Source organism: Streptosporangium sp. NPDC049046, from assembly GCF_040649155.1.
Taxonomy (GTDB): Bacteria; Actinomycetota; Actinomycetes; order Streptosporangiales; family Streptosporangiaceae; genus Streptosporangium.
Window position 1 is genome coordinate 332,891 of record NZ_JBEZEZ010000008.1, and the last position, 14,860, is coordinate 347,750.

The following is a 14,860-nucleotide window of genomic DNA, read 5'->3' on the forward strand; positions in this document are numbered from 1 at the left end:
GCACACCGGCATCGGCGACATAGCTTCACATCATGAGCACCGTCACCGAGGGCGGCCCCTCGCTTCCGCAGGAGCGCCGCCTCGTCACCGAGATTCCCGGCCCGAGGTCCCGCGAACTGCTCGCGCGCAAGCAGGCCGCCGTACCACCGGGCATCGGCACCACGCTGCCCGTCTTCGTGACGCACGCCGGGGGCGGTGTCGTGGTCGACGCCGACGGCAACTCTCTGATCGACTTCGGATCCGGCATCGCGGTGACCGGTGTCGGCAACTCCGCCCCGCGCGTCGTCGAGCGGGTGAGCAGGCAGGTGGCGGACTTCACCCACACCTGCTTCATGATCACGCCGTACGAGTCGTACGTGCGGGTCGCCGAGAAACTCAACGAGATCACCCCCGGTGACCACGAGAAGCGCACCTTCCTGCTCAACAGCGGCGCCGAGGCGGTGGAGAACGCGGTCAAGGTCGCCCGCCACGCCACCGGCCGCCAGGCGGTCGTCGTCTTCGAGCACGGCTACCATGGCCGGACCCTGCTGACGATGACGCTGACGGCCAAGAACATGCCCTACAAGCACCGCTTCGGCCCGTTCGCGCCCGAGGTCTACCGGGTACCGCTCGCCTACCCGTTCCGCTGGCCCACCGGCCCGGAGAACTGCGCGGAGGAGGCCGCGGCCCAGGCGATCGACCAGATCACCAAGGAGATCGGCGCCGAGAACGTCGCCGCCGTGGTGATCGAGCCGATCGCGGGCGAAGGCGGCTTCATCGAGCCCGCCAAGGGCTTCCTGCCGAGGATCCTGGAGTTCTGCCGCGAGAACGGCATCGTCTTCGTCGCCGACGAGGTGCAGACCGGCTTCTGCCGCACCGGCCACCTGTTCGCCTGCGAGGACGAGGGCATCGTGCCCGACATCATCGTCACCGCGAAGGGCATCGCGGGCGGCCTGCCGCTCGCCGCCGTCACCGGCCGCGCCGAGATCCTCGACAAGGTCCACGTCGGCGGGCTGGGCGGCACCTACGGCGGCAACCCGCTCGCCTGCGAGGCCGCGCTGGGCGTGATGGAGACCATCGAGGCCGACGACCTGATCGGGAAGGCCCGCCGCATCGGCGAGACCATGCTTCCGCGGCTGCGCGCCCTGGCGAGGAGAAACCCGATCATCGGCGACGTACGCGGCCGAGGCGCCATGATCGCCATCGAGCTGGTCGTGCCCGGCACCGGCGAGCCCCACCCCACCGCGGCGGGCGAGATCGCGAAAAGGTGTCACGCGGAGGGTCTGCTCGTGCTGACCGCGGGCACCTACGGCAACGTGCTGCGTTTCCTGCCGCCACTGGTCATCCCCGATCACCTCCTGGAGGAGGGTCTCGCGATTCTGGAGAAGGCCGTGAACGAGGCCTGACTGTTTAGAACACACCAAAAGGGGCACCCGGCTTGATGCCGAGTGTCCCTTTTGCCGCTATACGGCCCGCATGTAGGCCGTGATTTAACCACCGCTTGACATCCGCCACAGCGATCACGGGTCGTGACCGCGTTATAACGGTTCCGATATGAAAGTACGCGATCAAGACAGGAAACGTGCCGACGTCCTCCTCGCGGCCGAGCCACGGGAGAGAACAAGGAGTCACCACGCTGGAGGAATGTGATCGGCTTCCTCCCCACGACCGAAGCCAGGGGATTCCACCCCTCACGGGTGGGTCTCCCGCTTCACCGCCAGTTGCCCGCCAGGAGAGAAATTCTCCCCTCTGAGGTCCCACCCCGGCTCCACAGGCGTTTTCTCTCGCCGCCGGCCCGGCGGCGAGGGTGGTGCGGGGATGCGCAGGCGGCTCGGCCATCGCCACCGCACGCGCACGCCACCAACCCGTACGGCGCCTTGCCGCGTTTCCTTCCCACGCCTCAAGGCGGGGTCTCCGCGCTGAAAGGAACACGATGAACTGGAGGCCACCCAGCACGGCACACGCCACGATGACCTTCGATCCCGACGGACTGACCCGCACCCAGCGTGAGGGCGACGCCTGCGTGGCCTGCCACAAGAAGTGGCCTCGCCCGCGGACCAGGATCGGCCGCCTCCCCGACGGCACGGCCCTCTTCGCCTGCCCGGAGTGCGCCGACGCGCTGCTACCGCAGCAGGACGACGCCCGCTCCCGGCCCCGGCGCGTGGCCTTCTTCTGAGCTCTTCTCGACAACCGGTGCGAGTCCGCGGCCCCGCACCGGTTGATCACCGGTACGGCCGCGGCCTCCGTCGGCACCCCGATCACCCTCGCGAAGCCGATGCGGCCGGAATCCCCGGAACGCCTTTACGAAGTAAGCCGAGGAGACGGCGGGGAGGGCCCTCAGGCGGACAGGAGCGTCTTAGCGCTCTCGGTGCTCTCGTCGCGCATGCCCCACGGCGAGCCGTAGGCGTTGAGCAACTCCAGGAAGGGCACCGCGTCGAACGCCTCGGGGCCGAGCACGCCACTGCCCGACCAGGCACCGGTGGCCAGCAGTTCCAGGGCGACCACCGGGTGCACGGCCGTCTGCCAGACCACGGCCTGGCAGCCGTACTCCCGCATCGACCACTCGTTGTCGACCACGTGGTAGAGATACACCTCGCGCGGCCGGCCGTCCTTGCCCACACCCTTCACCCAGGTCCCGGCGCAGGTCTTGCCGCGCATCCGGTCGCCGAGGGTGGCCGGGTCGGGCAGGCTGGCCGCGACCACGTCGCGCGGCGAGGCCTCGACTCCCCCCACCTTGATCTTGTCCGCGTTGTCCAGGCCGAGCTTGTGCAGGGTCTTCAGGACCCCGATGAACTCCTCACCCAGGCCGTACTTGAACGTCACCCGCTTGGCGTCGATGTAGCGGGGCACGAGGAGCACCTCCTCGTGCTCGACGTTGACGCACTCGACCGGCCCGATCCCCTCGGGGAAGTCGAACACCTCGGGCTCACTGAACGGCTCGGTGGTGTGCCAGCCGCCGTTCTCCCAGATCACCGGCGGGTTGAGGCACTCCTCGATCGTCGTCCAGATGGAGAACGTCGGCGCGAAGTCGTAGCCGTCGACCACCAGGTTGGAGCCGTCGCGGATGCCGATCTCCTCGATGCTCCGGAACAGGTGCTCGGCGGCGTAGCGCGCGAACACGTCGGCGAGCCCCGGCTCCACCCCCATCCCCACCAGCGCCAGGCCGCCCTTCCGCCGCCAGGCCTCGGCGAGGGCGAACTGCTCGTCGCCGAGTTTCACCCCGGTCAGCTCGTACGGCCTGCGCGGGTGCGGTCGCGACAACGACATCGCCATGTCGAGGTAGTGCGCCCCGGCGTTGAGCGCCGCCTCGAACAGGGACATGGTGAAGCGGGGGTCCACGGCGTTGAAGAGCACGTCGCAGCGATGCTCGGCGAGGGCGGCCTCGACCGCCACCCGGTCGGAGGCGTCCAGCCCGATGGCGCTGAAGCGCGGGTCCGCGATCCTGGCCACGACGGCGGTGGCCCGGTCCTGTTGGGAGTCGGCGACCACGATGTGTTCGAAGAAATCTCGGCGTGCGGCGATCGGCACGACGGCGGAACCGACGCCGCCCGCTCCAACAAGAAGGATTCTCATGGCGACCAGACTACCCACTGACTGGTCAACCAGTCGATATTGAGACCATGATTTTCCCACCGAATCCATCGCCAAACACGATCACGACAACGAAAAGCGCGGCAAAACGCGAGATATGCGGGCATGGCTGGAGACGAGTGTCACGAGGAGGGAAGGACGGGCCCGCGGCCCTTCACGCTCGGACCGGCGGGAAACCGGTCACTTCAGGAGCTGCTTCCAGCGCTCCGCCCACTCGGTGTAATCGGTGCATTCCCCACCACGACCCCCGCAATCGCGCGTCGGGCGGGTGGCGAAGACGACATCGCGCAGCCACCGGCTGTCTCGCACGTGGTAGATCTCGCACATCCGACGGGCGTGACCGCCACACGCCTCCGGATTGGCCGGGGCCAGCCCGGTCCAGGCCGCGGCGGGGCGCTGCGCCGACGCCGAACTCACCCAGTTCAGCCACCGGTAGCCGCAGTTGGGGCTGGCGGGCTTCGCCGCGAGCATCCACGAGTCGACCCACCCGGTCATCGGCACCCCCTCCAGCGCCTTCATCGGCCGGCCCGCGCGCCGGAAGAGGTCCAGGTGGTACGGGAGGGCCTGGGCGATCCGCACCGGTCCCGCCGACAGGGCCCTGACCAGGTCGAGTGAGCCGTCCCAGTAAACCCGGTCGGGACCCTCGCCCTCGGCGAGGAGCCTCAGGGCGGCGTCGAGCTGCGCGGAAGTGAGCTGGAACGGATCCTCGGTCTTCGACCCGGGACGCCTCCCGCCGAGGGCGAGCGCGGCGTCGGCGATGCTCAGCGGGCTGTTCCTGATCGCCGCGGAGGACGTTTCGTAGAGCGCCGACGGCCCTTCGGGCCTGCCCTCCTCGTAGAGGACCCGGTTGACCCCCCACAGGTAGGGGATGCCGTAGACCTTGCCGTCCTCGCGCAGGCCGGGCAGCTCGCGCAGCCGCCTGGGGATCCGCCGGTAGTCGTCGACCAACGCCGTCTCCAGCGGCGCCACCTTCCCCTGCGCCACCAGCAGCCCCGCCAGGTCGGGAGCGGGTGAGACGGCGTCGTAGGCGCCGGTGGCGAACCTGACGGCCATCTCCTCGCTCGTACGGACCCGGTCGAGCTTGACGACGCAGCCGCTCTCCCGCTCGAAGGGCGTGAGCCAGTTGACCTGCGAACTGGTCCCGCCGTACTCGACGTACCCCTGGAAGGTGAGCACCCGCAGCGTGCCCTCGCCCTCGCCGATGGACGGCGAAGGCGTCGGGCTCGGACTGGCCGCACGGGTCGCGGCGGTGGGCGTCGCGGAGGGGGTGACGGGTGTCGCGGAGGACGAGGGGCCGCGCATCGGCCTCGCCGTGGTCGTGGCCCCCGCCTGGGCGCAGGCGGCGAGCGCGAGCACGCCCACTCCGAACAGCGCTCCCAGCCGCGCCAGGCGAAGCCTGTCCCTGCCCACGAGGCCCACGAGGTTTCCTCCCGACATCGCCACCGACCTGCCCGGGAGCCTACCGGCCCGCGCCCACCCCGGGTGTCCGCATGTCGCACCGAGAAAGGGGCGGAAAAAGACGCGAGGCCCACGCCCCGGCAGGAGGGGCGCGGGCCTCGCGGGTCGGAGGCTACCCGTTGGTCGGGAAGCCGAGGTTGACGCCACCGTGGCTCGGGTCGAGCCATCGGGAGGTGACGACCTTGCCCCGGGTGTAGAAGTGCACGCCCTCGGCCCCGTGGACGTGGGTGTCCCCGAAGAGCGATGCCTTCCAGCCGCCGAAGCTGTAGAAGGCCATCGGCACCGGGATCGGCACATTGATGCCGATCATGCCGACCTCCACCTCGTTCTGGAAACGCCGGGCCGCGCCGCCGTCGTTGGTGAAGATCGCGGTGCCGTTGCCGAACTCACCACCGTTGATCAGCTCCAGGCCCTCCTCGTACGAGGAGACGCGGACGATCGACAGGACCGGGCCGAAGATCTCCTCCCGGTGGACCCGGGAGCCGGCGGCCACGTGGTCGAGGACCGTGGGGCCGAGCCAGAATCCGGCCGTGTCCTGGGCGGCACCGCCCCCGAGGACGGGGGTCAGGCGGCCGTCCACGACGAGCTTGGCGCCTTCGGAAACGCCCAGGTCGAGGTAGGAGACGACCTTGTCGCGGTGGACCCCGGTGACGAGAGGTCCCATCTGGGAGGACGGGTCATCGCCGGGACCGACGGTGAGCGCGGAGACCCGAGAGACGATCTTGTCGACCAGCTCGTCCCCGACCGGATCCACGGCGAGCACGACGGAGATCGCCATGCAGCGCTCCCCCGCCGAGCCGAAACCGGCCGACACCGCCGCGTCGGCGACGAGGTCGAGGTCGGCGTCGGGCAGGACGAGCATGTGGTTCTTGGCGCCGCCGAGCGCCTGGACCCGCTTGCCGTGGGAGGTGCCGGTCTCGTAGACGTACCTCGCGATGGGCGTGGACCCGACGAACGAGACCGCGCGCACGTCCGGGTGCTCCAGCAGCCGGTCCACCGCCACCTTGTCGCCCTGGACGACGTTGAAGACGCCGTCGGGCAGCCCGGCCTCCTTCCACAGCGCGGCCATCAGCAGCGACGCCGAGGGGTCCTTCTCCGACGGCTTGAGGACGAAGGCGTTGCCCGCGGCGATCGCGATCGGGAACATCCACATCGGCACCATCGCCGGGAAGTTGAACGGGGTGATCCCGGCCACGACGCCCAGCGGCTGCCGGATCGAGTAGGAGTCGACCCGGGTGGAGACGCCCTCGGAGAAACCGCCCTTGAGCAGGTGCGGGATGCCACAGGCGAACTCCACGACCTCCAGGCCCCTCGCGACCTCGCCCAGCGCGTCGGAGTGGACCTTGCCGTGCTCCTCGGAGATGAGACGGGCCAGCTCGTCGCGGTTGGCGTACATCAGCTCCCTGAAGCGGAACAGCACCTGCGAGCGCTTGACCAGCGAGGCGTCCCGCCAGGCGGGCCAGGCCTCGACGGCGGCGGCCACGGCCGCGTCCACCTCGCCCACGGACGCGAGGTGGACGCGGCCCGCGACCTCCCCTGTCGCGGGGTCGAAGATCTCCGAAGTACGGTCGGAGCCTTCGACGGGGCCTCCGCCGATCCAGTGGGTGACGTTCTTCACGAGACGACCTCGGCGTTGATGGTTTCGAGCGCGCTGACGATGATCCCGAGGCCGTCCGCGGCCTCGTCGAGGGAGAGGGTGAGCGGCGGGGCCATCCGGAGCACGTTGCCCTTCAGGCCGCCCTTGCCCGCGAGCAGGCCGGACTTCCTGGTCTCCTCCATGAACCGGGTGGCGAGGGCCGGCGAGGGTTCGCCGGTCGCCGGGTCGACCAGCTCGACGGCGAACATCAGGCCCTTGCCGCGGACGTCGCCGACGATCGGCAGCCTCGGCGCCGCCGCACGGAGCCCGTCGATGATCAGGGCGCCGGTCCTCGCGGCGTTCGCCTGCAGGTCGTGGTCGAGGACGTAGTCCAGGGTGGCGTTGGCGGCGGCCATGGAGATCGGGTTGCCGCCGAAGGTGGCCAGTCCCACGGCGTGGAGGTTGTCCATCAGGTCGCCGCGGGCGACGACGCCGCCGACCGCGAAGCCGTTGCCCAGCCCCTTGGCGAAGGTCATCATGTCGGGCGTGACGCCGTGGTTCTGGATGCCGAAGAAGGCCGAGCCGGTGCGCCCCCAGCCGGTCTGCACCTCGTCGGAGATGAACAGGATGCCCTCGGCGTCGAGGACCTCCTGGTAGGCGGCGAACAGCCCGTCGGGAGGCATGGTGAAACCGCCCACCCCCTGGATCGGCTCGGCGATCAGCGCCGCCACGTCGCCGGCGACGACGGTGGAGAGCACGTGGCGCAGGTCGTCGACGCACGCCGCGATGTAGTCGGCGTCGGACAGGCCGCGGAACCGGGTGAGATGCCGGTCGGCGCCGTGCAGGAAGTGCACGTTCAGCGGTGACAGCGAGTTGTTCTTCCACGCGCGGTTGCTCGTGACGCTGACCGCTCCGAAGGAGCGGCCGTGGTAGCTCTGCCGCATGGCGAACACCTGGTCGGACTTACGCGCGTAGGTCGCCAGCAGCAGAGCGGTCTCGTTCGCCTCGGTGCCGGAGTTGGTGAAGAAGACCTTCGCGTCCGGGATGCCGGAGAGCCTCGCGATCTTCTCGGCCAGCTCCACCTGACCGCGCAGCAGGTAGACCGTGGAGGTGTGCACCACACCGGTGGCGATCTGCCGCTCGACGGCCTCGCGCACCTCGGGCACGTCGTACCCGATCATGTTGGTCAGGATGCCCGCGAAGAAGTCGAGATAGCTCTTGCCCGACGCGTCGACGACGCGGTTTCCCTTGCCCGAGACGATCTCGATGGGCTCGTCGTAGTAAAGGGCCAGCCAGTTGGGCATTACCGCGCGATGGCGCGCAAGGAGGTCCGACATACATCGAGTATCGCCTCTCGGGGCCATCGCTCATACCTACAATATGTCGGCATATCGCCGCCAAACCCTGCACACTGTCAGGTTCTGCCCGTGAGGATCACCCTCACCCTGAGGGCGGTAGGGCACCGAGGGGCACCGGAGGCGGTCGTCCGCTCCGCCGGGAAAGGTCCCTGACGCGGCCGGGCGGTTTCAAGGGGGCGTTGCAACACAGGTGATCAACTGGCTGGCGCCAGGAGCTTCTTTCGCCCCTGCGGCGACCGAACGCCACGAATCTCGAACGCTGCAACCCCTGAACTGATCAGGTGTTGCAACGATCCCTGAAACCTAAGCCGTGGGGCACTGGGAGCCCGTGCGGCTCGCATCCCACGGCGCCCTCGCATCCCGCGGCGGAGCCCGTGCGGCTCGCGTCCCACGCCGGAGCGCGGGCGACCTGAGCCCCGTCCCGGCCCCCGTGCGGCTCGCGCCGTCCTCGGCGTGGCGCGAGCCGCACGGGGCCGACGACCTGGACGGCCTCTCAGCTCCCCGCCTTCACCAGCCCTTCCTCCGTACCGGCCCCGGACACGGGCGCGGGGCGCAGCACCAGGAACGCCAGCGTGGCGGCGGCGAGGGTGAAGCCGACCCCCACCCAGGAGCCGAACGACATGGCCGAGACGAACGCCTCACGCGCGGTCTCGATCACTCCCCCGTCCCCCAGTCGCAGCGCCTCACCGATCGACTCGCGCGCGGCGGCCGGGGCGTCGTCGGGCATCGACGTGGTGTAGACCCCGGCCAGCACGCTGCCGAGCACGGCGACGCTCAGCGCCATGCCGACCTGCTGGACGGTGTCGTTGAGCGCCGACCCGACACCGGCGTGCGCGGGCGGTACCGCCCCCATCAGCGTCGCGTAGGCCGCGGGTCCCGCCAGACCCCCGCCGACCCCCATCAGCATGAGGCCGGTGATCAGCAGGCCGTACCCGGTGTCGGCGGTCATGACGGCGAGCACCCCGAACCCGCCGGCCATCACGGCGAGGCCGACGGCGACCAGCATCCGGTTGCTGACCTTCTGCCCCAGCGCGGCGCCGACCCCGTTGAACACCGCGGCGGCCACGGCGTACGGCAGCAGCGCGAGACCGGCGCGCATCGGACTGTAGCCCAGCACGAACTGCAGGTACTGGGTGAGCATCAGCAGCAGCGCTCCCGTGCCGAACGACATCAGCACGATCGAGAACGACGCCCCGCTGAAGTTCCGGTCGCGGAACAGCTCCAGCGGAAGCATCGGGTGCTCCGTCCTGAGCTCCCAGATCACGAACGCCCCCAGCGCCACCACCGCCAGCCCGGCGGCGACCAGCGACTCCGCCGAGGTCCAGCCCGCGGTCGGCGCGGAGATGACCACGTAGACGAGGGCACTCATGCCGGTCGTGGACAGCACGACGCCGACCGGGTCGAGCCTTCTCGCCGGACCGCGCGACTCGGGCATCAGCAGCGCCGCGGCGATCACGGCGACGATCGCGACCGGCACGTTGAGCAGGAAGATCGATCCCCACCAGTAGTGTTCGAGCAGGAAGCCGCCCAGCGTGGGACCGGCGATCACGCCGACCATCGCCACCGCGCTCCACGCGGCGATCGCCTTGCGGCGTTCCTCGTCGTCGAAGACGGTGATCAGGATCGACAGGGTGCTCGGCATGAGGATGGAGCCGCCGACGCCCATGAGCGCGCGGGCGCCGATCAGGTGCCAGGGCTCGGTGACCAGCACGGCGAGCAGCGAGGCGCCGCCGAACAGCACCAGACCGATGATCAGGAAGCGCTTGCGACCGTAACGGTCCGACAGGCTGCCGGAGGTGAGCAGCAGCCCCGCGAAGACCAGGACATAGGCATCGATGATCCACTGGATGTCTGCCGGGCTCGCCCCCAGATCGACCATGAGGGCGGGGATCGCCAGGTTCAGGACGGTGTTGTCCACCACGAGGACAAGCAGGCTCAGACAGAGCACTCCGAGGATCCACCAGCGCCTCGGATCACGTTCGACTCGTACAGTGTTCGATTCCACTCGCACACCGTACGATAAACTCGAACAGTGTGCTACAAGATTTATGCTTGAGGAGTGGAACAGCAATTCAGCTCCGTCTGGACCCGTGAGCGGCGCACCGCGAAGAGTCCCACCCTCAGCCGCACGCAGATCGTGCGCACGGCGATGGAGCTGCTCGACGCCGAAGGGCTGGACGCACTGAGCATGCGCCGCCTGGGCGCCAAGCTCGGCTCGGGGACGACCAGCATCTACTGGCACGTGGCGAACAAGGACGAGTTGCTTGAGCTGGTCCTCGACGAGGTCTACGGCGAGTTCGACATTCCGGACGTCCGGGAGACCACCTGGCGCAACGTCGCCTCCTCCTTCGCGTACTCCATCCGCCAGGCGCTCTTCGCACACCCCTGGGTCATCAGCTACATCGGGACGACCCCCGCCATCGGCCCCAACGCGATGCGGATGATGAGCCGACTCGTCGCCACCTTCGACCACGCCGGGTTCCGCGGCCTCGACCAGGACCACGCCGCCTCGACGCTTCTGGCGTACGTGCTCGGGGTCACCGCGCCCGAAATCTCCTGGCGGGCGATGACCGCCAAGGCGGGCCTCGACTCCAACGAACTGAACGAGGCCCTGCAGCCCGTGGTGGAGAAGGCTGCGGCCGACTACCCCGAGCTGGCCGCCCGCTACGCCGAGTACCGGTGCATGGACGTCGACTCCGCCAGGGCGCTCAACTTCGAGTTCGGCCTGACCTGCTTCCTCGACGGACTGGATGCCCGCCTGAACCGCGCCACCCCACCTCTGGCGCCGCGGAGCCGCTCGGCACCCGGCGCGGACATCGAAGAAACCGGGGAGTCACGCCGGTAGGCACGCAAGAGCGGGTGAGGGGTGGCGATGGAGTAAGGGCCGCCGCAGCGCGGGTCTTCGATCCTTGGACCGCCCCCACGGGAGCCGAGCGGTGACCGCGCTCGCGGGGGAAAGCAGGTGGCGGGGAGGGTGGGACAAACAGGCTGTAAAGCGTGACCCCCTCGCGCTTACATGCTGATCGGATATTCTCGACACGTGCTCCCTACCGTCGCCGACGTCCTCGCCCTGGACACCGTCCGTCGGGGCAATCCACGGGTCGTGGCGGGGGCCGACCGGCTGGACAGCCGGGTGCGCTGGGTGCACGTGGGCGAGGTGACCGACATCGCGCACCTGCTGCGCGGAGGCGAGCTCGTGCTCACCACCGGCATCGCCCTGCCCGACGATCCCCGCAAGCTCGCCGACTACATCGCCGAGCTCGTCGCCGTGGGCGCCTCGGGACTGATCGTGGAACTGGGCCGCAAGTTCATCGGGGAGCTGCCCGGCGCCGTGGTCCGCGCCGCCGAGGAGCACGGCCTGCCTCTGGTCACCCTGGCCAGGGAGACACCGTTCGTGCAGATCACCGAGTCGGTGCACGCCCGGATCATCGACATCCAGCTGGAGGAGCTCCGCGCCTCCGAGCAGCTGCACGAGGTCTTCACCGAGCTGTCGGTCGAGGGCGCCTCTCCGGCGGATGTCCTGGGCCAGGTGACGAGGCTGTCCGGGCGCCCCGCGTTGCTGGAGAACCTCGCCCACCAGGTGCTGGCCTGCGAGACCGCCGGCCGCGACACCGGCTCCCTGCTCGCGGGCTGGGAGACCCGCTCCCGCGCGGTCGCGCCCGACCTGCGCACCGCCTACGATGCCGCCTCCGGCTGGCTGGTCACCATGGTCGGCGCACGCGGCCAGGACTGGGGCCGCCTGATCATCCTCTGCGACACGGAGCCGGGGCCGCGCGACATCGTGCTCGCCGAGCGCGCCGCGACCACCCTCGCCCTGGGCCGCCTGCTGGAGCGCCACCAGGAGTCACTGGAACGTCAGGCGCACGGCACGATCATCACCGGAATCCTCACCCACGCGTACGCCGACCCCGAGGAGGCCGCGGCACGCGCCCGCGCGGTCGGTGTGTCGCTCACCGGACGCAAGCTCATCAGCGTGGTGCTCCGCCTGGCCGAGCCCGCGGACAAGCCGCTCGAGGGCCAGGAGCAGCTCATCCAACTCGGCGAGCTGGCGGACGCGGCCGCCGCCGCCTGCCGCGAGGCCCGCCTTCCCGCCCTCGTCGGCGCCCTGGACCAGAATCGGGTCGGCGTCCTGCTCCCCCTTCCGCCGCGCGTCCTCCCCGAGGCCGCGCTGACCACGCTCGCCGATCACCTGCGCGCGGCCTTCACCGTCCCCTTCGTCCTCGCCGCCGGCTCCCTGGTCGAGTCGATCCGCGACGTACGGAGAAGTTTCCTGGAGGCCGAGCAGGTCTCCGACGTGGCCGTCAGACACCCCGACGGCCGCGCCTTCTACCGGCTGCCCGACCTTCGCCTGAGAGGACTGCTCCATCTTCTGCGCGACGACGCCCGGCTGCAGACCTTCGCGGAGCGCGAGCTCGGACCGCTGCTCGCCCACGACGCCCAGCGCGGCGGCGACCTCACCGGGATCCTGCGGGTCTATCTCGACTCGGGTCGCAACAAGGCCGTCGCCGCCCAGAGAGCCCATCTGTCCAGACCCGCCTTCTACGACCGTCTCCGCAGGTTGGAGCGCGTCCTCGACACCGATCTGGACGATGTCGAATCCTGTCTCTCCCTCCACGTCGCCCTCCTGGCTCTGGAGTCCTTCCGGAGAGACAGTCCCCGTTCCTGAAAGGTCCCCATGCCCGAGATCTTCGTTCCCGAGACCGCCGATCTGACCCGGATGGTCGCCGCCGCCGGGGCGTTCTCCGTCCCCACCGACGACGTACGGCTGTCACCGGAAGAGCTGGAGCCCCACCAGATCCTGGCGGGTTCTCCGCGCGTCTCGTCGATCGAGTTGTGGTCCTCACCGGACGGCAGGCAGAGCCGGGGCATCTGGGAGATCACACCGGGCACGGTCGTCGATGTGGAACGTGACGAGATGTTCGTGGTCCTGTCCGGTCGCGCCACACTGGAAGTCGACGGCGGCGCCACCCTGGAGCTCGTGCCCGGATCGGTCTGCCTGCTCGCCGAGGGTGCCAAGACCGTCTGGATCGTCCACGAGACGCTGCGCAAGGTGTACCACTGCGTGGGCTGACGGAATCAGGTACGCGGAACCTCCAGCGTGAGCAACAACACTTTCTTGGGATGTTTCACCCGTTTACCTCCCCTTGACCCGTAGATCTCGGCACGATGGTTCACGAAATCGGAGACCAACGGGGAGAGATGCACATGTCGCGACACCTTGTCGCCGGATTGATGACCCTGACACTCACCGCCGTGGCGGTTCCCGCCGAGGCGAAACAGGCGAGTGTCGGGTTTCCCTCCTCCGCGTTCCCGCTGGGTGTGAGCATGGCGCCGGTGAAGCAGCAGCAGAGCGTGGCACCGGGAATTACCCTTTTTAGTGTGAAACACGGCAAATCCACCCAAGGGTGGACAGTTTCCGCTCTTATGCCCAACGGGCATGACGCCGGTTCCCTGGTCACCGCACAGACGGTGGCCCAGGCGATGGAGGACGCCGGATTCGCCCCTGAAATTCTGAGAATCGTGCAACCCGCCGCCTCGGACGCTCCCGCCGTGGAGCGTTACATGGTGAGGACCGGCCTGTGGTCGTTCGGCCAGCGGGCCAAGGCCGACAAGGTCGTGAAGGAGCTCAAGGCAGCCGGTGTCCGGGCCAAGACCGACTATCTCGGCGACGACGGCACAGACACCACCGGTCCCTGGGACATGCGCGTGCTGATGGTCAACCCGAAGCTGTTCAAGGGATCCTTCAAGACGAGCGTCGGCAAGAGCGTGGCCAAGCGCGAGAGCACCAGCTCGATGTCGAAGCTGGCCGGCGCCATCGCCGGGGTCAACGGCGGCTTCTTCAACATCCACACGGCCAAGGCGCTCCAGGGCGACCCGGTCGGTGTGTCCGTCGTGGGCGGCAGGCTCCTCAGCGAGGCCGTGCCGGGCCGCAGCGGTCTCGTCATCACCCAGGGCCGCAAGGCGCGGATCACCGAGCTGAAGACCACGGTCACCGCGATCTCCTCCGACGGGACGAAGGCCGAGATCAACGGCATCAACCGGGCCGCCGGGGCCGAAGAGCTCGTCCTCTACACCGAGGAGTTCGGCGGCAAGACAGCAGCCGACGGCGGCATCGAGGTCGTCGTCAACGCCGCCGACGGCAGGGTCATCAAGGTCCGTCAGGCCGGCGGCATCGTCGCCCGGGGCACCTACCTGCTCCACGGCACCGGCCTGGCGGCCGTCTGGCTCCAGGAGCACGGGCAGGGAACCTGGATGAAGGTGGACGGGAAGGTCATCGACCTGCGCACGCAGCGGGCCATACCGCTCACCCCGGAGACACACATCATGGGCGGCGGGGTCGGGCTGGTCAGGAACGGCCGGGTACGCATCACCGCGGCGGCCGACGGGCACGCCTCGATCAACATGATGCTCCGGCGTCACCCACGCACGATGGTCGGCGTCGACAAGTCGGGCGGGCTCATCCTGGCCACGGTCGACGGACGCAACCCCGGAGTCAGCGTGGGCGCCTCGATGGTGGAGGCCGCTCAGCTGATGCGGTGGCTGGGAGCCAAGCAGGCCATCAACTTCGACGGTGGCGGCTCCAGTGTGATGGTCGTCAACCACAAGCCCGTGAACCGGCCTTCGGACGGCGCGGAGCGAACCGTGGGTGACGGTCTCTTCATCACCCCCTGACGGGAAACAGCGGTGTGACGGAGAAGCTCCGGTCCTTGAGGGCCGGAGCTTCTCCGTTACCGGGATCTGTTGAAAAGAAAAGGCCCTGGAAAGCACGAAAGGGCCCCCACCAAACAGTGGGAGCCCTTTCATGAAAGATTGTCCGGCGGTGACCTACTCTCCCACACCGTCCCCGGTGCAGTACCATCGGCGCTGAAGAGCTTAACTTCCGGGTTCGGAATGTAAC

At 69.2% G+C, this 14,860-nt stretch carries 11 protein-coding genes and 1 rRNA gene; 6 read left to right on the top strand and 6 right to left on the bottom strand.

The window, feature by feature from the left end; translation table 11 throughout:
• Positions 1–32: 32 nt before the first annotated feature.
• Complete coding sequence (gene gabT / locus AB0B96_RS14340; RefSeq protein ID WP_362898740.1) at positions 33–1,385, top strand: 4-aminobutyrate--2-oxoglutarate transaminase; 1,353 nt, start codon at positions 33–35, stop codon at positions 1,383–1,385.
• A gap of 527 nt (positions 1,386–1,912) precedes the next feature.
• On the top strand, positions 1,913–2,155 hold the full coding sequence (locus AB0B96_RS14345; protein ID WP_350944810.1) for a hypothetical protein: 243 nt from the start codon (positions 1,913–1,915) through the stop codon (positions 2,153–2,155).
• Positions 2,156–2,316: 161 nt separating this feature from the next.
• Here AB0B96_RS14345 and AB0B96_RS14350 read toward each other — a convergent pair whose 3' ends face one another.
• From AB0B96_RS14350 to AB0B96_RS14370, 5 genes are all read right to left on the bottom strand, one after another.
• On the bottom strand, positions 2,317–3,552 hold the full coding sequence (locus AB0B96_RS14350) for a saccharopine dehydrogenase C-terminal domain-containing protein (protein ID WP_362898743.1): 1,236 nt from the start codon (positions 3,550–3,552) through the stop codon (positions 2,317–2,319).
• A gap of 198 nt (positions 3,553–3,750) precedes the next feature.
• Positions 3,751–4,989, bottom strand: coding sequence for an extracellular solute-binding protein (locus tag AB0B96_RS14355; RefSeq protein ID WP_362898745.1), 1,239 nt, complete (start codon positions 4,987–4,989; stop codon positions 3,751–3,753).
• 151 nt (positions 4,990–5,140) lie between these two features.
• On the bottom strand, positions 5,141–6,646 hold the full coding sequence (locus AB0B96_RS14360) for a CoA-acylating methylmalonate-semialdehyde dehydrogenase (RefSeq protein ID WP_362898747.1): 1,506 nt from the start codon (positions 6,644–6,646) through the stop codon (positions 5,141–5,143).
• Positions 6,643–7,941 carry an aspartate aminotransferase family protein gene (locus AB0B96_RS14365; RefSeq protein ID WP_362898749.1) on the bottom strand — a complete coding sequence of 433 codons (1,299 nt, stop codon included), beginning with the start codon at positions 7,939–7,941 and terminating at the stop codon, positions 6,643–6,645. Before AB0B96_RS14365 ends, AB0B96_RS14360 begins: the two co-directional genes overlap by 4 nt.
• Before the next feature lie 514 nt (positions 7,942–8,455).
• Positions 8,456–9,967 carry an MFS transporter gene (locus tag AB0B96_RS14370; protein ID WP_362898751.1) on the bottom strand — a complete coding sequence of 504 codons (1,512 nt, stop codon included), beginning with the start codon at positions 9,965–9,967 and terminating at the stop codon, positions 8,456–8,458.
• A gap of 54 nt (positions 9,968–10,021) precedes the next feature.
• On the opposite strand from AB0B96_RS14370, the gene AB0B96_RS14375 reads away from it, so the two are divergent.
• From AB0B96_RS14375 to AB0B96_RS14390, 4 genes are all read left to right on the top strand, one after another.
• Positions 10,022–10,807, top strand: coding sequence for a TetR/AcrR family transcriptional regulator (locus tag AB0B96_RS14375; RefSeq protein ID WP_362898753.1), 786 nt, complete (start codon positions 10,022–10,024; stop codon positions 10,805–10,807).
• Between the two features lie 195 nt (positions 10,808–11,002).
• Positions 11,003–12,628, top strand: a complete 1,626-nt coding sequence (locus AB0B96_RS14380) for a PucR family transcriptional regulator (protein WP_350944821.1) — start codon at positions 11,003–11,005, stop codon at positions 12,626–12,628.
• A gap of 9 nt (positions 12,629–12,637) precedes the next feature.
• Positions 12,638–13,033 (top strand): cupin domain-containing protein, encoded by a 396-nt coding sequence (locus AB0B96_RS14385; RefSeq protein ID WP_350944822.1) that lies wholly within the window; start codon positions 12,638–12,640, stop codon positions 13,031–13,033.
• A gap of 134 nt (positions 13,034–13,167) precedes the next feature.
• Positions 13,168–14,634 (top strand): phosphodiester glycosidase family protein, encoded by a 1,467-nt coding sequence (locus tag AB0B96_RS14390; RefSeq protein ID WP_362898756.1) that lies wholly within the window; start codon positions 13,168–13,170, stop codon positions 14,632–14,634.
• Between the two features lie 140 nt (positions 14,635–14,774).
• On the opposite strand, the gene rrf is transcribed toward AB0B96_RS14390, so the two are convergent.
• A 5S ribosomal RNA gene (rrf, locus tag AB0B96_RS14395) occupies positions 14,775–14,860 on the bottom strand; the annotation flags it as partial.

Coding starts and splice junctions, on each gene's coding strand:
- gabT (WP_362898740.1), top strand. CDS start 33: ATGAGCACCGTCACCGAGGGCGGCCCCTCGCTTCCGCAGGAGCGCCGC.
- AB0B96_RS14345 (WP_350944810.1), top strand. CDS start 1,913: ATGAACTGGAGGCCACCCAGCACGGCACACGCCACGATGACCTTCGAT.
- AB0B96_RS14350 (WP_362898743.1), bottom strand. CDS start 3,552: ATGAGAATCCTTCTTGTTGGAGCGGGCGGCGTCGGTTCCGCCGTCGTG.
- AB0B96_RS14365 (WP_362898749.1), bottom strand. CDS start 7,941: ATGTCGGACCTCCTTGCGCGCCATCGCGCGGTAATGCCCAACTGGCTG.
- AB0B96_RS14385 (WP_350944822.1), top strand. CDS start 12,638: ATGCCCGAGATCTTCGTTCCCGAGACCGCCGATCTGACCCGGATGGTC.
- AB0B96_RS14390 (WP_362898756.1), top strand. CDS start 13,168: ATGTCGCGACACCTTGTCGCCGGATTGATGACCCTGACACTCACCGCC.